14 protein-coding genes and 1 pseudogene are annotated in these 22,068 nt (G+C 41.4%); 1 reads left to right on the plus strand and 14 read right to left on the minus strand.

Annotated features, from left to right (window positions below; genetic code table 11):
* Positions 1-103 precede the first annotated feature (103 nt).
* From PGX00_RS17125 to PGX00_RS17175, 11 genes and pseudogenes are all read right to left on the minus strand, one after another.
* A complete protein-coding gene (locus PGX00_RS17125) occupies positions 104-3,292 on the minus strand; it encodes a bifunctional diguanylate cyclase/phosphodiesterase (protein WP_272138833.1) in 3,189 nt (1,062 codons plus the stop codon).
* A 1-nt stretch (position 3,293) separates the two neighbouring features.
* Positions 3,294-4,391, minus strand: coding sequence for an ABC transporter substrate-binding protein (locus PGX00_RS17130; RefSeq protein WP_272138835.1), 1,098 nt, complete (start codon positions 4,389-4,391; stop codon positions 3,294-3,296).
* 409 nt (positions 4,392-4,800) lie between these two features.
* On the minus strand, positions 4,801-7,158 hold the full coding sequence (locus PGX00_RS17135) for a glycoside hydrolase family 3 N-terminal domain-containing protein (RefSeq protein WP_272138836.1): 2,358 nt from the start codon (positions 7,156-7,158) through the stop codon (positions 4,801-4,803).
* 322 nt (positions 7,159-7,480) lie between these two features.
* On the minus strand, positions 7,481-8,602 hold the full coding sequence (locus tag PGX00_RS17140) for a hypothetical protein (protein ID WP_272138838.1): 1,122 nt from the start codon (positions 8,600-8,602) through the stop codon (positions 7,481-7,483).
* 127 nt (positions 8,603-8,729) lie between these two features.
* Positions 8,730-9,467, minus strand: a complete 738-nt coding sequence (locus tag PGX00_RS17145; protein WP_272138840.1) for a sulfite exporter TauE/SafE family protein — start codon at positions 9,465-9,467, stop codon at positions 8,730-8,732.
* A 66-nt stretch (positions 9,468-9,533) separates the two neighbouring features.
* Positions 9,534-10,721 (minus strand): Bcr/CflA family multidrug efflux MFS transporter, encoded by a 1,188-nt coding sequence (locus PGX00_RS17150; RefSeq protein WP_272138842.1) that lies wholly within the window; start codon positions 10,719-10,721, stop codon positions 9,534-9,536.
* 146 nt (positions 10,722-10,867) lie between these two features.
* Positions 10,868-11,695, minus strand: a complete 828-nt coding sequence (locus tag PGX00_RS17155) for an AraC family transcriptional regulator (RefSeq protein WP_272138844.1) — start codon at positions 11,693-11,695, stop codon at positions 10,868-10,870.
* 50 nt (positions 11,696-11,745) lie between these two features.
* A complete protein-coding gene (locus PGX00_RS17160) occupies positions 11,746-12,369 on the minus strand; it encodes a glutathione S-transferase family protein (protein WP_272138846.1) in 624 nt (207 codons plus the stop codon).
* Between the two features lie 33 nt (positions 12,370-12,402).
* Positions 12,403-13,624 (minus strand): annotated as a pseudogene (locus PGX00_RS17165) (multidrug effflux MFS transporter).
* 566 nt (positions 13,625-14,190) lie between these two features.
* The gene (locus tag PGX00_RS17170) at positions 14,191-15,327 is read right to left on the minus strand and encodes an anaerobic sulfatase maturase (RefSeq protein WP_272138848.1); all 1,137 of its coding nucleotides are present in this window, start codon (positions 15,325-15,327) and stop codon (positions 14,191-14,193) included.
* A gap of 69 nt (positions 15,328-15,396) precedes the next feature.
* Positions 15,397-17,136, minus strand: coding sequence for an arylsulfatase (locus PGX00_RS17175; RefSeq protein ID WP_272138850.1), 1,740 nt, complete (start codon positions 17,134-17,136; stop codon positions 15,397-15,399).
* Positions 17,137-17,216: 80 nt separating this feature from the next.
* On the opposite strand from PGX00_RS17175, the gene PGX00_RS17180 reads away from it, so the two are divergent.
* Positions 17,217-17,444 (plus strand): hypothetical protein, encoded by a 228-nt coding sequence (locus tag PGX00_RS17180; RefSeq protein ID WP_272138852.1) that lies wholly within the window; start codon positions 17,217-17,219, stop codon positions 17,442-17,444.
* 114 nt (positions 17,445-17,558) lie between these two features.
* Here PGX00_RS17180 and PGX00_RS17185 read toward each other — a convergent pair whose 3' ends face one another.
* From PGX00_RS17185 to PGX00_RS17195, 3 genes are all read right to left on the minus strand, one after another.
* Positions 17,559-18,788: a helix-turn-helix domain-containing protein gene (locus PGX00_RS17185; protein WP_272138854.1), complete on the minus strand. Its 1,230-nt coding sequence runs from the start codon at positions 18,786-18,788 to the stop codon at positions 17,559-17,561.
* Positions 18,789-19,291: 503 nt separating this feature from the next.
* Complete coding sequence (locus PGX00_RS17190) at positions 19,292-20,773, minus strand: sodium:solute symporter family protein (protein WP_272138856.1); 1,482 nt, start codon at positions 20,771-20,773, stop codon at positions 19,292-19,294.
* 242 nt (positions 20,774-21,015) lie between these two features.
* On the minus strand, positions 21,016-22,014 hold the full coding sequence (locus PGX00_RS17195) for a LysR family transcriptional regulator (RefSeq protein ID WP_272138858.1): 999 nt from the start codon (positions 22,012-22,014) through the stop codon (positions 21,016-21,018).
* Between the last annotated feature and the right edge of the window lie 54 nt (positions 22,015-22,068).

The raw sequence follows: 22,068 nt of genomic DNA on the forward strand, positions 1-22,068 counted from the left end.
TAATGGATGTTTTCCAAGCTAAATCCTGAATTGATAAACGTAAACGAAGATTAAACTATGCGACGTAACCGATTATTTTTACCAATAACACAAGCGAAAGGATTTAAGATTTAGGAGGTTGAACTTCAACGTCAAGGCACCTAAGATCATGCCATGCCTTTTTCATTGGCCAGTCAGCAACCCAACTCGGTAGATCACTCGCTGGCATTGGGCGAGCGATACCATAACCTTGTGCTAGCTCACACCCTAACTTCAATAATGCTGCACCATGTTCTAGGGTTTCCACTCCTTCCGCTATCACTTGTCGATTAAACGTTTCAGCCAAGCCAATCACACCTTGCAATATCGCCAAATCGTCCTGATCATCAAGCATATCACGCACAAAACTTTGATCGATCTTGAGTATTGCAACATTCAATTGCTTTAGATAGGTTAATGACGAGTAGCCAGTACCAAAGTCATCCATTGCAAACTCGACTCCAATCCGAGCACATTCTTCAATAACGTTAGACACTTTTTCTATATCAGCTAATGCACTCGTCTCTAGCACTTCAATTTGTAGCTTATTCGGCTTGACCTTTGGATGTTTACTCAGAAGTAATCTAAGACGTTCAACAAAATCATCCTGTTGCAACTGACGTGCTCCAACGTTGACACTAACTTCTAGAAAATCTAACCCTTCGTTATTCCACTTTTCGAGTTGAGTCAATGCGGTATCTATCACCCACTCTCCCACAGCTACTGATATTTGATTGTCTTCAATCGTAGGTAGAAATTCCGCTGGTGACAGCAAGCCTTTTTCTGGATGTTGCCAACGAATCAGTGCTTCCGCACCAACAATTTGACCACTGCGCAAATTCACCTTAGGTTGATAATATAAAACAAATTCGCTTTGCTTTAAGGCTAAACAAATTCGCTCTAGACTTTCATGGTGCCAACGCAAGTTATTATCTTGTGCTGCGTCAAATATATGATAGCGATTTTTACCCTTTATTTTAGCTTGGTACATCGCTTGGTCAGCCTGCCGCATCAATTGTTCTGCATCGATTTCTTGAGTCTGTGGAAAAGAAGTAACTCCTATACTAGCTGATACCTGCAATTCAATATTATCTATCTTAATAGGTTGTTCAGTTGCGGTTAAAAGACGCTCCACCAAATACAGACTATCGGTAGGATCTTCCAAATCAATAATTACAGCCACAAATTCGTCGCCACCTAAGCGAGCCAACGTATCATCCTCACGCAAAATATCATTCAAGCGCTGTGAGAGCATAACAAGAACTTTGTCACCAATTTCATGAGAATATCTGTCGTTGATTTCCTTGAAACCATCTAAGTCCAGAAACGCGACAACCAACTGCTTTTTACTTCGAATAGCCTGTGACATGGCTTGTTGTAGACGCTCAGCCAGAAGTACTCTATTAGGTAAGTTGGTTAAGGTATCAAAATGAGCGATGTACTCTAGCTGACTTTGATGATTTTTTATGTCAGTAATATCTGTGAAAATCGCTACGTAGTGCAGCACATTACCTTCGCTATCTCGTACCGCATTAACGGCCATCATTTCAGCGTACGCTGCACCATTTTTATGACGGCTCCATACTTCACCGCTCCAACTCCCCACCTCAATTAATTCACGCCATATTTGTTCATAAAACGACTCGTCATGGATATCAGACTTCAGAATACTACTCTTTTGGCCAATAGCCTCTTCTCGACTGTACCCCGTTATGCGGCTAAATGCGGTATTGACATCAACGATGATGTCTTGCGGATCCGTGATCATTATCCCTTCACCAGCATTGACGAAAACATTTGCCGCAAGTTTCAACTTAGCTTCAGCTAATTTTCTCTCAGTGATATCACGCGCCAGTACCGTAAAACGCGTACCAGTATTGTCACCTTCAGGCATGGCAGCAACTGACAGTTCAAACCACGTTTCTCCTTGAGGAAGCGGCAATGCATAAGTGGCCCCCGTAGACCATCCATTTATAGTCGCGTCTTGTATCGCATCCATGCACACTTGTGACGCCTCTGGAGGTAAAATATCTACAAAACGTTTTCCGGCAAGGTTTTGCTGCGGCGCTGCTAACAATTCATTACGATGAGCATGGTATCGCAGTATGAGTCCATTCATATCTACTTCAAATAATGGGTCGGGAATTGCGTCCAAAATTGACTGCATATGCCGTTGCGTCGAGATTAACTCATGTTCCATTTTATACTTATCGCTGACATCACTAAATACCAACACGACACCAACCACATCACCGTTTGGCTTTCGAATAGGAGCAGCACTGTCAGCAATCTGATATTGACGACCATCTAGTGCATGAAGCACCGTCCCATTTTCAAGCGCGACTATCTGACCATGCTCAAAGACTTTTTGCACTGGACTAACCCCAGGTAGATTTGTCTTAGCGTTAGTAATACAAAACACCTTGTCTAAATGTTGATTAAGTGCGTTTGCTTGTAACCATCCCGTAAGACGCTCAGCCGTCGGATTCATGCGCGTAATGCAACCTTGTTCATCGGTAACAATAACCGCATCACCAATCGAATCTAAAGTTATAGATAGGTTTTCCTGCACATTACGCAAACTTCTGTCGGACTCTTTAAGATGAACCGCCATCATGTTTACGCGTGCGCCTAGCTTCCCCAACTCATCATTGGACTCAACACTACATCGAGCATCTAGGTCACCGCTAGCTATTCGATCAACCATAAATTCGAGACGATTAACCGGTATACTTACCAGACGTTTGAGTAGTACGAAGGTTCCTACGTACAGTATCGCTAATATAATAGCCACCAGTGCCAATGCAGTACGGTGTGCTGCAACAATTGCACCTTCCACAAGTGCCCTAGAAAATACGACTCGAACTTCACCTATCTTTTGCAAATTCGTATTTGCAGCACTAAAATTTATCGCCTTGACCCGGACAAGCGGATTGATCAATGACTGAGGTGACTTTGAGATTTCTTTTAAGTCGCCGTAACCAACAGCCTTCACGCTTACATGAACAACTTCGGGATCGGATGCGAACGAAGTAAGTAGGTCATCGATGGCGACAAGATCGACGTTCCAAACAGAATAAGCTACGGACTGACTTATCAAGTCTGTCATTCTATCCGCCCTCTCCTCCAATTCAGCAAAGCGGATTTGTCGTTCATGCTCGATCAATACAAAAGTAACCGAAATCAAAGCAAGGCCAACTAGAAGTGCAAGTATCAACATCAACTTAGTATGTAAACTTGTCGTTGACGGTGTTAGCCTATTCAAAAAGTGCATTTCATTCCTTTCGCATTATTGGCGTTAATGAAAATGCGTAATTTCCAGAAGAAGGGTGTAAGTACTTCGAAAAAACCGTGAAATCAATGGTATCGGTTTGTTCGTAAACAACCTGATAATAACGGGCCGCGTTTTCAGAGTTAATAACAGAAAGGTAATCGAGCTTCTGCCTCAGCCCACCATGCTCGGCAAAGTCTAATCCATTATGATAGTCGTACAACAGAACCATCGCCCAAGCACCAATGAAAAAATGGCTACCTAAGCTAACCGTCAAATTCTTATCATCTTTACCAGTGTATGGAGCAGTAGCAGTGCTACCAACAAGAATATCAGAACCATGCTCAGCTACCGATTGTAATGCACCTAAAGCCATAGAGTAATTGGCGGCCCAGATAATGTTGGCCTGAGGATAACGCGCTAGCATAACACTCGCTTTAGTCTGCGCATCAGAAGTACCCCAGTTACCAAATGCTAATTGTAACTGCTTACCTTTACCAGCCTCTGCCATGTAGTCAGTAACACCCTGCGCACGTAAAAGCGACACCGGTGTTCCCCGCGCTCCAGTGATCCCAATTACCTGTGGTTCTTGGTCACCGAGTATGCGGTACAACTCATCCATCATTCGGTATGTACCAGAAGGTTCGTCCGTCGTTACCGTCCCTATCCAGTGACTCATTTTTTCCCGTTCGTTACCAATCTCATGTCGTTGTTCTGTAGTCATGTCGTTGTGGATTAGAATAACTTTGGTCGAGGTACCAGCAAACAAACGAAGCATTTCTTCAGCAGTCTGTTTCTCATTAACCATGACAACGTAATCTGGTCGTTCAGCACGTAATGCTACGCTTTTAGCTTGACGCAACATGAGTAAGTGATCACGCTCGGCGTACAACACTTCAAGGTTCATTCCAAAGCTCTTTGCTGCGACAGACATCAAACGAGCTGTCAGCGGCCAAAACATCCCTTTACCACGATCCACAGGTTCACCGGGATTTAGGAAAACAATGTGTGGTTCGTGTGGCACTGGCGCTGCCCGAACATTAGAAAAACACAAGAATGAAATGACAATTAAAATAACTTTCAGTAAATTTCGACGATCCATGACGTAATCCTTCAGGTTAATTTTACTTCGCGGTTTAGCTAACTTAGGCAACAAATATTAACTCTTGTAATATAGCAGAAAAAACACTTTAAATTATGCTAAGTAATGTGGTTTTTTTCTCCCATTTTTCGGCAACTTAGCGATTGGAGTAAACCCACGATATTTGATAATTATCTGCGCTGCATTTTAAGAGACCATTTTTCTTAGATAATTCACTCTGCTGGTATTCTTAAACATATCAGTATTTATCTAAAAGTGGCTATTGATTAGCAAGTAATATCGCTTCAACCAATTCTGAACAAATTACAAGGAATCAATACAAATATCCCCAAGTACAAGAAGTGACTTAGGGACAGTATTTAGTATGGTTAAACGGCACCAATGATTCATAACCGGTTGGATTATCGCATTATTTTACAAACACTTCGCACACCATTTCCCACTCTTTTGGCAAAGCTTTCTTGCCGGGTTTCACTTTAATAGTATGACGCGCCTCAATCTCTTGCGATGAACGACCTAACATCAAATCAAACTCACCGCCTTCAACCACACGTTGATAAGAAAAATCAGTAAAACTCAGCATGTCGATAGGTAGGCTAAAGAGAACTGTTTTAGTTTCACCCGGTTCTAAATATAACTTTTTAAACCCTTTTAGTTCTTTGACTGGACGAACAACAGAACACACTTTATCTCGCGCATACAACTGAACAATCTCAGCGCCTGCACGGTGTCCCGTGTTGGTGATATCCACTGAAATGGTGACTGATTCATCGAAGTCGTAGTCTGATTTTACTAGAGTTGAATTAGAGTAATCAAAGCTTGTGTAGCTTAGACCAAAACCAAAGTTGAATCGCGAACCGAAATGGAACGCAATTGGCGTACCTGCACTTTTCAACTTATGGTTATAGAAGTATGGTACTGCGCCCACGTTTTTAGGAATCGAAATAGTCAGCTTACCGCTAGGGTTGATAACTCCGGTTAGCACATCGGCAATTGCATCAGCACCACGTTGACCCGGAGCCCAACCGTACACAATAGCAGCGGCTTCATCTTCTGCACGACCCAAGCAATATGGTCGACCGCCAGTTACAAGAACCACCACTGGTTTTCCGCTATCTAACGCAGCATCAAGCAACTGTTGTTGCACACCTGGTAGATCCAATGAATCCGCGTCTGAACCTTCACCAATCGTACCCGTTTGGAATAACCCCGCAAGATCACCGACACAAACGACCGCAACATCAGCACCTTGGATGCTAGAGGTAGCAGATTCAATGTGCGACGTATCCTTACTTACTGGTGACAAGGTATTCTGGGCGATGGCCATGTCAACATCACCTGGGAACACGGGTGCTCCGCCATGACGTTCCGTTAGAATATCGCAGCCTTTTTGATAATCAATGACTGACATTCGCTCTTCAAACGCCTCTTTAATTGATTTTGCGACACGTTCTGTTGAGTCGTGACCACTTAATATCAAATGGACAGGAAAGCTATAACCACCGAGCAGTGCTAGTGGGTCATCAGCCGTAGCGCCAAGAAGTGCCACTTTGCAACTTTCTGCCAAAGGTAATAGACCATCATTCTTTAGAAGTACAATGGATTCACTCGCAACTTGATATGCCAATTGTTCACTTATTTCGTTGTGAAGAGATTCCGTGGGCACGGGTGTATATGGATTTTCAAACAAACCTAATTCAAACTTCACTGACAAAATACGTGAAACAATTTCATCGATTTTTTCTTGGTTTATAAGCCCTCGCTCAATCGCCTGAGCAATGTAAGTTGTACATGCATCATCGGGCAACTCCATATCAAGGCCAGCATTAAATGCCTGTGCTGCCGCATCCACGCGATCTTCAGCCGTTGCGTGGTGCTCACTAAGAAGCTCAATACCACCGTAGTCAGCGACAATAAGACCATCAAAACCCCACTGGTTACGTAAAATTTCGGTCATCAAGTAATTTGAACTATGGCAAGGTTCACCATCAATATCATGGTAAGCCGGCATCACCGAGCCGGCGTTGCCTAGCTTCACCGCCATTTCAAATGGCAATAAAAATGTATCATTCAGCTCTCTAAAACCAAGGTTTACCGGTGCGTGATTTCTTGCACCTTCACTTGCCGAATGCCCGACATAGTGTTTTAACGTTGCCATAAAATCACGATCTTTGCCTTGCAAACCTTTCACATAGCTTGTTGCCATCATACCTACAAGGTAAGGGTCTTCAGCCAATGTTTCTTCCGTTCTCCCCCAACGAACATCACGAGATACATCCAAAACTGGTGCAAGCCCCTGCTTCGCTCCCACGGCTCTCGCTTGACGACCAATGTCTTCTGCCACTTTCTCTATTAACTCCGGGTTCCAAGTATGCCCGTAATTCAAAGAAGAAGGATAAAGGGTTCCACCTTGTGCCATTAGACCGACCAAACACTCCTCGTGCGGAATGGCAGGAATGCCTAACCGAGTCTCTTCCACTAAGTATTTTTGAAGCTTATTAAGTGCAATAACACCTTTTTTTGCACCGACCGTATGAGTCCCGAGTGGTCGTGCAATTTGCCCGAGACCATGCATTAGTTTCTCTTTTACCGTTCGATTAGCGCTATTATTGGACATTTCTAACTCACGTTCTTGATGGTTACCACTTTCATCAAGAATGAGCCACTGCGCACCTAATTGAGCCACTTTCTCTTCGAATGTCATTTTTGAAAGGAGATCTTTCACACGCTCGACAGTTGTATGGTTTTTATTTTTATAGATACACATCGTAAAATTCCTAACCTTTATATTTTATATATTCCATCTAAAATGAATTGAGGCGATTCATAATAAAAACCAATTGCATCAACGTATTAGTTTACTGTTCTAAAGATAATAGCGCTCACTACATGAGTCAATTAAAACGCTGTTCCGGAATTTAGTAATCCTATTCAGAAATTTAGTATTACCGAAACCTTACATGGAGAAATCAAGCATTCCGCATGACCTTCTCCTACATCCTTAAAATGTACTGTGTGAAATACAGCCAAGCAACTCATTAGATAGCTTAGGATAAACGCCAATATCGGAAGGCGCTTACCCTATTGAGCTATTTTGTTGGTATCGTTTCGACCATAGCTTGCCAATCTTTTGCCACTTTAGGATCAACTAATTCATCAATAATATCGGCTTGTTTACGTATTAGTTGATAATTTTGAATAGCCCAGAATTGTAACAGTTCTTCCATATTGGAAGGTTCACGGTCAGTTTGTTTCCAATCTTGGACGTTATATCGTTGCGCTGACCGTGTCTTAAATTGGTTTGCAGCGGTTTCATATTGTGAAAGCAATTCTAACAGCTCTTGTTTATTGGCCTCACTGATTTCTATTATTATGGCTAGTCGGCTTCGGTTCGGGATTTGATCAACCGTAGGCAAATTACCATCACCAGTATAGCCCGATAGTTCTCGTGCCAAATGATGAATAGACTGTGGGTATTCTTCACCATCAGCAGGCCCACCAAATAATAAAAAAGATTCCTTAGATAAACCTCTATCTAAATGCAATTGCAACTGTGCTTCTGGCGAATAATTCAGAATATTAAGGCCTGTTACACTCATAAATCCTTCTGTTCCTCTGGCTTCCTTCAGTGCCCAAAGTTCAAATATTGTCGCTTGTTTAGCAAAGTTTTGAGCAATATTTTTATAGATATTTTGGGTCAATTGTAGTGGTTCCATTACACCGGATTCACTATCACCAAACAAACTAATGGCTTGGTTATGCGCTGCTTTTATCTCGCTAGAAAATTTATTTTCTGCAAATGACGTATCATGCATTTGTAGATGATTAAGTAACTTATCGTGCTGTTCGAACGTTTGACCAAAACGAGCATCGACTTCAGTTTGTTTTAACCCTGTACAGAGATAAAACTGGTTAAGTGAATCCGTTACTTTTGATTGATTATCCGTGAGGGTATTTAAACGTTGTCGGTATTCAGCAATATAATCTGGCGCGTTATAAGCCAAAATCAACATATCCATACCTTGTTTACTACTGAGTGATTTGAGGAAAGTATGAACCGATCTATCCAGAGCTTGCATCTCGTCTGATGCTGACATATATGTGGTCAGTGCGCTGCGATCACATGCTTCACTAGAAATAGGAAAAAAGGTCAAAAAAGAAGCCACGATAAGTGAACACAACGTTTGAATTTTAGTTAAATGAAGCTTCATATTTAGCATTCCATCAAAGTAAAATTTGATAGTAGCAGAAGCAGTTTTTGTTGATTTGATCTGTCACACAAGGGGGATAAAACGGCGGAATATTTAACCTATTCAACCGTTATTTTTGATCGAATTATTAACCAAATATTCCACTAAAAAATAATTTTCCACCAGAGAGTGTAAGCATGAAATAACAAATCTGGTAAACCCTCTGTTGACTGATCACATTCAATAATAGTGTACCTAATTTAACCCCTATCGGCGCTAATGGGGTAAGTACCAGAGACGTCAACAGATTTTGCTGATCGAAATTACCTAAATAAGCATAAGGTATAAGTTTAATCAGGTTCATAATACCGAAAAAAACAGCCATCGTGCCGACCATCACCATTTTGTCTAGTTTCTTCGGCAGCATATACATGCTAATTGGTCCTCCCCCTGCATGGATAAGAGTGCTAGAGAATCCTGATAAACTGCTCCAAAAATAGCCGGAATATTTGTACGTTTTCGTTGTGGCGCCCTTCAAGTAGTATTGAAGGCAGAATAGTAATGAAATCGTCCCAATGAAAAGCTCTAAACTTTGCTCAGATACCACACCCATAGCGAATGAAGCAATCACAATACCGACAATCGCAGACGGTAACATCAGTTTCAATTCAGATAAATCACAGTTTTTATAGTGATAACGAATAGCAAAGACATCCATTACGCATAGAATTGGCAATAACACACTTGCAGCCTGAACCGGGCTTGATGTCAACGCCATCATTGGCACTGCTATAACACCTAATGCGCCGCCAAAACCACCTTTACCAATGGCATAGAGAAGCACTGCTGGAACAGCCGTTAAATAGAATAGATAATCAGTGATCATAAATGGAACTCTTTGTAAGAATTTTGAATAACTCGGATTTAGTCCGTCTTTGCACTTAATCGTGCTCTAAGAGTTTCTTGCCGCAAAAATATAACTAAACGTTGCCCCAAGAGCGCACAACGCCATGCTCAGCACCAACGTAAACGTAGGGTCATGGGGAGAACCTGCGACAATAGAGCCAAGTATCGCAGCCATACCAAATCGCATTGTGCCAGCCAAAGCTGAGGCTGTACCTGCAAGTTTCGAATACCGACTTAGTAATAAGCCCATGCAGTTACTATTAATAAGTCCTATAGAACCAACATAAAACATGATGCAAGGGACAAGCCCCCAAAGCCCTAGATCCATATAGATAACAAGCGTTAGTCCAACGCTCGCCAAGACCATAATGGTGAGTCCACCACGCAGTAAATGATGAATCCCTACCTTAATAACAAATTTGGCGTTCACCATGGTAAGCAACGTCATCGTGACAATATTAAGTGCAAACAGGTAACCAAAGTGTTCTACCTTCACTCCGTAGGTTTCAATATAGACAAAGGAACCAACTGTCAAAAATGAGAACATTCCGGTAAAAGCGAGTGAATCACAAGCGATCAGACCGAGTGATCTTCGATCACGGAGTACTTCCATATAATTGTTAAATATACCGATAAAATTTAATGGCTGACGCTTGTCTATAGGAAGAGTCTCGGGGAGCTGATTGACAATAAGAATAAGCATAACTAACGCAAGAATGGCCAATAGAACAAAGATCGCTCGCCAGCCAAAAATCACTGTGAGGTAACCACCAATTAACGGTGCGACCAATGGTGCTATGGTCATAACCAAACTCACTAGTGACATCACCCGTGAAAACTTTTCCCTATCAAACATATCGCGAATTAATGCCATCAAAACAACGGCACCTGTTGCACCACTTAACCCCTGAATCAAGCGCATTGCAGTAAGAGAAAAAGCGGTTTGCATGAACACACTCGCGAGGGCCGATAACCCAAACAGTGCAATCCCAATCAACAGTACTATTTTTCTGCCATAACAATCGGAAAGAGGCCCATGAACCAACTGACCTAAAGCAAAACCCACCATATAAATAGTAAGTGTAAATTGGATGGCATTTGTGCTGGTAGCGAGATCGGTTGCCATTTGTGGCAAAGCCGGCAAATACATATCCATCGCCAATGGGGTTAGGCCAGATATCGCGCCGAGGGTCAGCATCATTGCTAAGGTAAGATGGATGGGTTTCGCTGTCATATTGTGGCTACTCTTGTATTCTATCCACCCCATAAAAATCAGAAATAGGGTCAAAGACAAAGAGAAGTCTTATAGGGGTGGACTTTAGCAAAAGTATACGTCACAGGCTTCGAAATAGAAATTGACGAAAAGCCGGAAGAGTAGCACTATTTGAACATTTTCGTTCTATAGTCAGACGGTGAGAGCCCAGCTTGTTTTTTAAATAATCGGCTAAAATACGAGCTATCATCATAGCCTAATTCAATGGCAATTTTTTGTACTGATTTAGACGAAAATGTAAGCTCTCTTTTAGCCTCTAGACAAATACGGTCGATAATACTTCGAGTCACCGTTTTGCCACACGCCGCTCGCATCAGCTCATTAATTCGTTTAGGAGTGAGATTAACTGCATCAGCATAAAACTCACATCGCTTTTGCTGAATATAGTTGTTTTCTATCAGTGATTCTATTTTTTCAATTCGCTGGTCACGCGACGACGGTGCACCTTCATTGTGTTCGGAAATTCTATAACGAGCTAATATTCGTAAATAGCTCGATAACAATGACTCAATCAACCCCAGATCATTGTCTTCATCAGCAACAAGAAGCAACTCCCACAACGATGTTAAATGCGAAACGCCATCCTCATCGAGGTCGAGAAAAGGTTGTTGAAACACATTGTCAAAGCCCAGCTTTTTCATCACCTCGTTATGCCTTTGGCTGACTTCAAACAGATCACTTTTAAACGCCACTACACGTAGGCAACTGTCTAATTGGCGTGCGTCGTGCACTTGATGTGGAGAGATCAAAAATACGCGATTAGTTCTCAATTTAAATGTTGAAAAATCAATTGAATGTTGACCTTTACCTTCGAGGCACCACATTATTTCATAGTAGTCGTGCCGATGAGGGTCCCAAATACCATTAGGCTCATGCCCTTGTATATTCAGGGCACTGAACGATCTACCAGAAGATATGATTTTATTTTGGATCATAACGTCAAATGACATCTCTTGTTATGTTCAACAGCGACACTGAGCTGAGATCAACGGTTTTCAATCGCTTTTCGTCGCTGAAAACTCGGACGTGCCTCTACTCGTTGTTGATGTTCAAGAAGTGCAGGGAAATCGCTTAGCGAATATCCACCACGAAGGGCTCGAGTGTAACACCAGTGCAAGTAGACATCGACGATAGACCATTTCGAACCATACCACCAAGCTTGGTTATGTAGTCTCTTTTCAGCGATGTTGAAATAAGAGGTTAATGACTGGCGCCCTTTTTCAACAACATCCGTAGTATCTTGGTTCAGAGTATAATACATCGGCATACACACATGACGAACTGATGGGTGTACCGAGCTAGACATCCACATTAGATCCGAGGAATAAAGCGCAGCTTGGTATTTATCGTCTGTTTTCGGCAGCAATGTCGAGTCTGCAACTAACGAATGCAGGTAAAGCAGGATAGCCGGATTTTCAGTTAACAGCTTATCGTCACTGATCAACGCAGGGACTTTACCGTATGGATTTATCTTTCGGTAAGCTTCCGTTTTTTGTTCACCTGAGGAGAGATCAATCTTTCGATAATCACAATCCAACCCTAATTCTTCCAAAGCATTAATTGTGACGCCAGAACACGCGCCGGGCGCATAATATAAAACAAGAGCCATTATAGATTTCCTTACAAATAAAGGGTGAAGTAACTACTCTACATTTTTTGAGGCTTTCATGTCTGGGAGATTATTCACTACATAATCTTTATTTCTGACCAATAACCACAGCACGCAACCCACGATACCAATCACCAGTTGCATCAGCCCTAGGTTTGAAATTAATGTTTCTTGGCGTAGTGAAACCAACACCATACCCAGCGACCCACACATCATGCCGAAGAATTGAATGATAGCAACCGCAGATCCTGTGTCTTTACTTTGCTGCTCAAGCATCAAATTAGTACCAGGTACGCGAGTTGTAATGACCGTTAAAGTGGCAGGTGCAGCAATGAAGGCAAATATCCAAGGAGAAAGGTCCCCAAAGGCAAGCATAGCCAAACCACATAATGCTAACGCCGCGTAGCAGCCAGTAATTATGGTGGTAATTGGAATACGTCTGGATATCCTTAGGTAAATACGAGGCCCCATTGAAGCGAATAACGCGTTGAATGCAAAAGCAAAGCTAAATTGTTGCTCAGTTAAGCCAAAACCATCAATGTAAATATAGGAACCCGCAGCTAAAAAACCCATCATTGCCAAAGGTGGGATAGAAAAAATACACAGCAAGCTAACAAAATTAGGGTTCTTTAGAACCACCCCCAATCGCGTCCAAGACCGAGCTACGGAACCTGTGTATCTAGACTCAATCGTCTCCTCAAAACACATGGACAATAGACCTGCAAGCACTCCAAAAAGCGCAAGCACCACAAACATCATATTCCAAGATGCCACTTTTAAGAGGAAAGCGCCCAGTACTGGGGCAACCATCGGAGCAATAATAACCAATGACATTATGGTCCCCATGATCACCTCTCTCTCGTCCCTCATAGAGATCTTTTACGATAGCCGTTGCGACAATGGTGACAGCACTTCCACCAAATGCCTGAAACAAACGCCATGCAATCAATGATTCGATATTTGTAGCAAATGCACAAAATAAACTGCCAGTGATATACAGACCACTGCCCACTAATAGAATTGGTTTTCGCCCATATTTTTCGCTTAGAGGCCCCCAAAAAAGCAAACCTATTGCATAAGTAAGGAAGTATCCACTGAGCGTCATATTGACCATGGCCTGATTGGTATTAAAAATCTCTACCATTTGAGGCATAGCAGGCAAATAGAGATCGGTACTTAATGGTGGAAAAGCGCTTATAACGACAAGGAAGAAAAGCATTCCTTTTTCACCTAAAATTGATTGTTGTTTTTTCAATATCTTGTCCTACGATGACATTTTCATGAGTGCGACAATTTTAACTTTGAGTAAAATGTTCAACTTTGAGTAAATAATGGCAAGGTCAACACGGGTTATTTACAAATGTATAGTAACTCAAAAGTTATTGAATTTTCCCATGGAATTTAAAATACCACATCAGTTTTTCTTACCACAGGGTAGGCAGATATGATGATATGCATCGATTATCTTCATGCTGCAAAGTGGTCTGCACAACACTTGGAATGCTTTACTGCTTTGCCGATGACTTACGCAAGGTAACAATAACCTGCATAGATATTAGATTATTTCATTGAAGGATTACCGCACAATTTAAGTTAGCGGTATTAAGCGCGCACTGCCTCTACTCACTGCAAAGATAATGTACACATTTGAATCAAGGTTCACTCAAGTTATAGGGAATAGGATAACGATATTCTCGGTCAATAAGAATGCATAAAGCATTGCACTCATGGGAATTGGCTTTCTATAAATAAAACGAGCGATTGTGATGAAAGCCAATCAAGCACACAACAACGCTCGCCTTTATTTCTTTAGTCAGCACTCTAACCTGCTTGCTGGATTATCGATGTTTTGATTTGCGTAATAAACTTGTCATAGTGCGTTAAGGCTATTCCGCGACGCTGACACTCAGCAATGGCGTAGAAGTAAGGGATCGAATGTTTATAGAATGAGTAGTAACCACTACACAGTTTATTTTTATGATCGTTATCTCGATGCTTCGGACAACCTGATTGACATAAACCTTTTACATCACACCCGCTACATACCTCATCATGCAATGCTGACATTCGTTTAAAACTTAATTGAGCAGGGCTAGTAAGCATCTCCGCAAAGCTATTTTGATCAACACAACCAAGGTACTGGCTAGGCTCAACATAGTGATCACATGAGTAAACACTGCCATTTCGTTCAACTACTAACTGATTGCCGCAATCGTGGGCATGCACACAGAATGTCTCTACACCATTAACAATTCGGGCATAGGCGGTGTCAAAAAGCTGGACCGAAACCTGTCCCAGACCTTTCTTTAACCACAGTTCAAATACGTTGCTCAGGAATTTTCCCCACGCTGTTGGATCGATAGTTTCGTCACCAACAACAGGCAAAAACTGCAGCCTTTTAACTTGCATTTTGTGGGTTAAGAATTGATATATTTCAGTTCCACATTCGACGTTGTTAGGGTGAACAACGCAGAGAATGTTGGTTTGTATCCCGCGCTCTTGTAGCTTTTTGTACCCTTTAAGAACCTTGTCAAAGCTTCCTTGTCCAGAATAATAAAGACGCTCACTATCGTGTATCACTTTTGTTCCATCGACGGATAGCCCGACGAGGAATTGATGATGATGCAAAAAATCAGCCCACTGATTGGTGATCAAAGTGCCATTTGTCTGTATTGCATTGGTTATTTTCATATCTGGACGGCGATATTTATCCTGTAACTGTAACGCTCTTTGATAAAATTCCAGTCCGGCAAGCATCGGTTCTCCACCCTGCCAAACAAACTGAACCTCCTTGCATCCTTTAGGCTGTTCTTGAATGTATTTTTTAGTGAGATTTACCAACGTTTCATCGGACATTCTCGCCCCTTCATCACTCTTCTCTTTGTAAAAGCAATAAGTACAATTAAGGTTACAAACATCACCGACTGGCTTAACGATGACGTGAAAAGGATTTTTCATAAATTAATACCCATGTTAGTAAACGCCAGCCTCCGCAGAAGCCGACGATTTTCAGTTAGAACTCTGCTGCTACTTCTTATCTGGGTTTTCTGTTAAACGACCTTCTCGAATAGTCCAAGTTTGACGATGGTACATGGTCGGATAAGCGAGATCTTTATCCACAATACCGACTTCGGTGGCATATTCATTATATAGTGCGACTAACTCCGCCAGTTTTTCTGGTTCTTTCTCAGCAATGTCAGTCTGCTCCGCAGGATCATTAGCGATGTTAAACAGTTTCCAATCTCTCCCTTCTGTGCGAATGTGAGCTGCAGACATGGCACGTAGCTTGTAATCACCTTTAATCACTAATTTGTAGTCATTGAGTTCAATAGCAATGTATTCGTCTTCGCTGCGAACTTGTTTCTCTTTCCCCGTAAGGAATGGAACAAGTGTTCGACCACTAAATTCGTGCAGTTTTACACCATTACGTGTTTTTGGTTTTTCTATATTTGCCCAATCTAAGATAGTTGGCGTGATATCCGTGACATGGATATTACCAGACTCTACGAACTCACCTTTTACAGCAATATCAGACCCGGAAATAATCAGAGGAACACGCACACCACCTTGGCCACTGGTTGTTTTGTAGAAAGAGAACGGTGTAGTACCCGCTTCAGCCCAACCTGCTTCGTAAGAAACATATGAGTTAGGGCGACCCATATTTTCCAGCGAGTTATCAAATTGCTCAAAGAATTTAGGCACATTACCCGTGTAGTTAGATCCTGGTTTAGGGTTCGTTCCATTGTCATGAGTATAGATAAAGCGCGTATTTTCATACTCACCGATATCTTTAAGGTGTTGTACTAATCGTCCAATATTATGATCGAGGTTAGCAATCATCGCAGCATAGATAGCCATTTTTTTAGCCGAACGCTTTTGCTCTTTTTCGCTAAGCATATCCCACGGCTTGTAGTCTTTGTTGTTAACGACATCTGGGGTATCTTCAGCAACTAGACCTAATTTTTTCACGTTCTCTAAGCGTCGCTTGCGGATCACGTCATATCCTACATCATAACGACCATCATCAAATTTCGCTATCCACTCATCTGGCGCATGAAGTGGGTCATGTGGTGCGGTATAAGCAAGATAAGTAAAGAATGGTTTGTCTGTGGCAGTATCACCGATATATTTAACCACTTGATCGGTGTAGAAGTCCGTTGAATAAAAGTCGGCTGGTAATGTATCAACACGTTTCCCATCTTCCATATAAAAGAAGAACGGGGCTTCAAACGGGTTCAAAGGAAGTTGATCACCAAAGTGTGAAATACCACCTCCTGTGAATGCAAAGGAATGGGTAAACCCACGACCAAGAGGAGAGCTCTGAGGCGTTGCACCCAAATGCCATTTACCAGCCATATACGTGGAATACCCACCCTCTTTTAGCATTTCTGCCACGGTGGCGACACGGTTGTTCAATATACCCTCGTAGCCAGGCTGACCCAATTGGTTTGCTGACATTAGCGGTGGCATATTGCCCAATCCAGCTTTGTGGTTATCTACACCAGTCATCAACATTGATCGAGTCGGTGCAGACATAGGGTTTGTATAATAATCGACTAACTTTGAGCCATTCTCTGCCAACTCACAAATATTGGGCGTTGGAATTTCTCCTCCAAAGCAAGATAGATCGGAATAACCCATATCATCGGTCAAAATTAACACAACATTAGGCTGTTCCACCGGGCTTGCTGCAACCGTAGCAGCCGGGACACTAGCAAATAAAGCTAGGCCTGCCGTAATAGCAATTGTACATTTTGATAACTTCATAAAAGCTCCATTCATCATTGTTAAATCATTTTGTAATAAACCGACCTCGCATTTTTAGTACTCAATCGATCCGATCTACATTGAATAAGCCCTTTCCTTTCTCGTCATTTAAAAACCAAAAGAGTCGAAACCCAGTTCTGAATGAAGGAAAGCATATCGGCTGTGATGACCCTATTGAGACAAAAAATCTCAACGAAAGCGTCCTAACCACGTTAGAAATACCTTTATTGATTGAAGTTGTGAGCTATTTGGCAGAACTATTTGGCCCACTTTTTTCAGGGTGTTTAGCCATAGCGACGAAGCGTTAACAAGAGGAATCGCTGCCACAACCTTCACCATTTAGTACTCTAAATGGTGAAGGTTGTGGCAGTTTAGGCGTAGTTTGGCCGTTTACTAGACAGCTGTATTGACAGAGTTTTCAGCTATAATTGCTTTCGATATTGAGAAGGTGTCATATTGGTGATGGTCTTAAAAAACTTATTAAAAGTAGATTTAGAGTTAAAGCCACAGCGATGCGCCATATCCAAGATTGTCATGGATTGATTAGCAGGATCAGCCATTAACGATCTAACGGCATCAATTCGATGCTCATTTATAAATTGGTAAAAATTAGTACCCAATTGCTCACTAAATACTTGTGACAGAAGATAACGAGGAATAGATAGTTGTAACGCCAACTTATCGGCTGTCAGATTACTATCTAAATAAGGTTTTTGAACAGCCATATGAGATTCTAGCTGGACTAACATTTGTTGAGATCTCTCATCCGTTAAACCAGATCTTTCGTATCTTCCTTTATCGCGTTCAACCGACGGTTCAACTTTATCAATGAGTTCTAGCTCAGGAACTGATTGCTCTATAGTTGGTATGAATGTCACCGACAAAGACCGGTTAGTGGGAGATAATTCAAGATCAGGATTGGCGACTTTCAATTTTTCCTTATAACCAAGATAACCAGAACTCACACCTATCTCTGCTTCACTAAAAATCTGCAACTGTTTTAAGCCAAAAAAACTTACCACAATCATCAATGTCACTAAGGCAAATATACGTGTATGCAGTATCTCCGGAAAATCTAAAAGGATAAGGATAAAAGGTTGAACACAACTAAACAGAAAGACGATTGTTAGCCATTTCAGCCACTTAAGAGAAATCGCTGTAGAAAGTGATGAAAATTGATTTAACACTTCAATTTTGTGCTTCTTGAGGTGATGAAGTGTCACGAATGAATAACCAACAGCGGAGCTTAAAATAGCCAATGCTAGGACGTTTCCTAATTTGCTATTTCCTGAATCCAGATTGGGATTAAATGTCATTTCAGGGACAAAAATAAGCTTATAGACGGAAGCAAATACAAAGGGTAGAAAGTGAATCAGGTATTGGCTTTTACTCCATTTTCTGCCACCAGTAATATGGGAGGTATACAGTAACAATAACGGACCAAAAGTGAATGCGTAAGGGAGTTTATCCCTTAAAAACGGAATTGGTAAATCGAGCCCATCCTGGCTCACTAATTCCGATAGCATAGGTAAGCCTAAGAAAACCATCCATAAAGCGATGATAATATCTCGTTTATTCTTCTGCGGCTTTGACAACAGAAAGAGAATAATAAATAAAGAGTGAACAATGCCAATACAGAGCAGTGTTTCCATTAGTATAAACCCTCAGTTATAATTTTATTTATATGAAGAACTGATAACCACTGTCTACACCCGTAATAAAAACTCAATGTTTACTGAATATAAAATCAAATTTAACAATCATTAATGACAGTGACAAACAACCATTATGAACTTAATCCATTAGTCCTAAAGTGCTACTTCCTAAATATCAAACTAGTTAAATAGGCCCGTGTATTGGTGTCTATATTTCCATACGAAAACCAAACAAATAAAGGAGCACCTTGAGCACTCCCTTATTTAACAATATCTTTATCGTATATCTTGATGTAGTTTATTCACCGCGCTTTCCATAATATACCGTACAGCCATAAAATATAAAGCCTACAACAATAACACCGAACATATAAATATCAGTTTCACTCATTAGTCTTCTCCCTTAGTCAAACCCAATATTTTCGCTACAATCTCAGAGATTACAACAATAGTTAACATCATACCTAGAGCACTTAAAAATAGTTCTGCAGCAAAATTCATTATCCTTCTCCTCTAACAAGAACATGTTCGTTACGAGCTAATTTTGCCGGTTCAGCATTCTTCGTAAATGCCAACAACACGACCGTTAATACGAGAGCTACAACCGCAGTAATATGTGCATTTTCTAATGGCGCTGCTGCAGGAATTACAGAAATTATCGCTTCTTTTATCGGGCGAATAGTCCAAGCAAGGTTACATGCCCATGAAATCAATAGTGTTGCCGCAGCCACATTCGCGTTACGTTTCCAGAATAAGCCAGCAACCGTCACGAAAAATAGTGGAGCGAGCCATGCAAACAACCAGTTAATAGCAGGTACAATCGCCGGTTGATTAAAGAACGTTAGTACCGCGCCAACGCCACCAAATATTAGAATAAAACGCTGCATCGTTTTCTTTTCTTCTACAGCAGTCATTTTCTTCTTCTGGTTCGCTTGGATGATATCTTTAGTAAAGATAGTCGCTGGGGCTAAAACCGTCATAGCATAAGTTGAAAGTAGAGCTCCAAGGAAACCAGCCTGCAGAAGAACCACTAACCAAGTAGGTAGCAACTTAACCACTAAAGTAGCACCTGCCAATTTAGGTCCTAATTCAGCAAACTCAGGAATCGTTGCTGCAGCTAAACCTACAAGTACAGGGAAGACACCAAACAGCCCATTGATTGGCGCTGCAATCCAAAGCGAACGTCGTATCACTTTCTCATCTTTGGCCGACATCGCAGCAGCCATACCCTGCTGGTTGACTGATTGAGAAAATACAACAGAGAAGACAGTAGCAACACCAAAACCGAACAACAAATCTGGTGTTCCGAATATACTCAGCTTGAACTCCTGGCCATTATCGACATAAAACTGCTGCACGCCATCCCAGCCTTCCGGAAGCGCAAATGCCAGATAAAAGCCTGCAATAATAATCGAACCATACATTACAACAGCGTTAACTAAGTTAACCCACATTGTTTGCTTGATCCCGCCCATGGTCACATACGCCAAACCAATCACTGCACCAACAACGACTGAGACTGGCAGACTCCAACCGCTTGTTGCCGAAAGTGCAATACCTATGGCCTGAGTTTCAAGACAAACCAAACCAAACACAACCATTCCTCCGACACAAGCAGTCAAGTTTCTCATCTGCTTACCGAACAATTCACCCTGTAGTTGAGGTATTGTTGCGCACCCAAGACGACGAACCCAACGCCCTGTACCCAGACAAATTACACACATTAGGATTGTGTGTGCAAAACAGAACCATAGTGCAACTGCACCCATACCAAACGACATTTCCATCAAGCCATACACGTGTGCAGAGCCGAGATAGGTTATAGCTAGTGTGACTGAAAACATGGCGATAGTCGCGTCTGCACCACCTTGTGCCATATCTGTTACTCTACCAGATGCTTTATCTTTTTGATTCAAGTACCATCCTATACCACCAATAACGATGATATTATAAATTAGCACCATCAATAATACAGAGCTCATATCAAAACCTCTTATTTAAAATAATAATTTCACGTTAACTATTATTAATAGTGCATCACTTAAAAATTTAAAAACCAGAACTAAATCACCCTTCAATTGCTCACCCATTCCATCAGTAGGAAGCTCATTTCCATCAATAAGACATCATTTAAAATAACAAAAAAACACAAGGTAATAATAATTGTTTATAACAAAGAAAAGACGTCATAACATGTATGACGCCTTAACATCAGTCTAAATCATTAATATTTTTCGATATTATTCTCAGACTTGAATTCATTTACTTGCTTTCTATGATTAGCCAAGAAAAAGTCCTTAAATGATTTAACACAGTGCGTCATAAATCGTTGAGGTAGATAATATATATTTAACAACCAGTCATCAGTTTCATATTCATCTAATAATGTAACTAATCTGCCATCTTGAATATATTTCTGAACAATAAACTCTGGCAAATAGGTAATTCCTGTCGCATTAATTGCGCCTGACAACATCATTTTAGCATCTGAAACCTCTATGGATTTCACGATTCTAATCGGGATTATTTCGCCATTTTGCTTGTAAACCCATTGGTTCTGATTTTGTAGTGCCTTAGAGTATAAACAGCGATGGTTAACCAGATCCTGTGGGACTAATGGTTCGCCATTTTTCCTTAAATACTCTGGTGATGCGACAGTGACAAACTTTTGAGTAAGCAGGTTTCGTCTAACCAATAACAACTCTGAATCTTTGTTTGCTGCGTGGCCCGCGATTGCTGAAATAACAAAATCGTGGTCCTTGTAGTAATCCATCCCTCTTGGAGTCAGGGTCAATTGAATATTAACCAATGGATTAGCCTCAAGAAATTCACCAACAATCGGTAGGACGACACTTTCAGCATAGATTGGCGTACAACAAATTTTGATGTTGCCCCGCGTTTCTGTGGTAAAGCCGGTAAGTTCATTGATCATCAAATGGATATCATCAGTGATCTCTGAAAATTTGCTGTATAAAAACGAACCCGCTTCAGTCAACCTATCGCTTGGATTGTTACGTTGATATAAGCTGATACCCAACTCTTCTTCCAAATCACTCAACCATCGCGACCCCGTACTTGTCGATACGCCCATGGTTTCTGCCGCTTTTGTAATCGAGCCCGCATTGATCAGCTCGATAAAAAACAACATTCTGACCAACTGATGTGGGTCGATAATACTCGAGCCATTTAGGCCCGGAGCATTTTTTAATGCCTCGTTCAACATCGCAGTTACTCTATAGAAAGATTTAATAATACAATTACATGCATTCTAAGCTAG

This window comes from Vibrio algarum, assembly GCF_028204155.1.
GTDB lineage: Bacteria > Pseudomonadota > Gammaproteobacteria > Enterobacterales > Vibrionaceae > Vibrio > Vibrio algarum.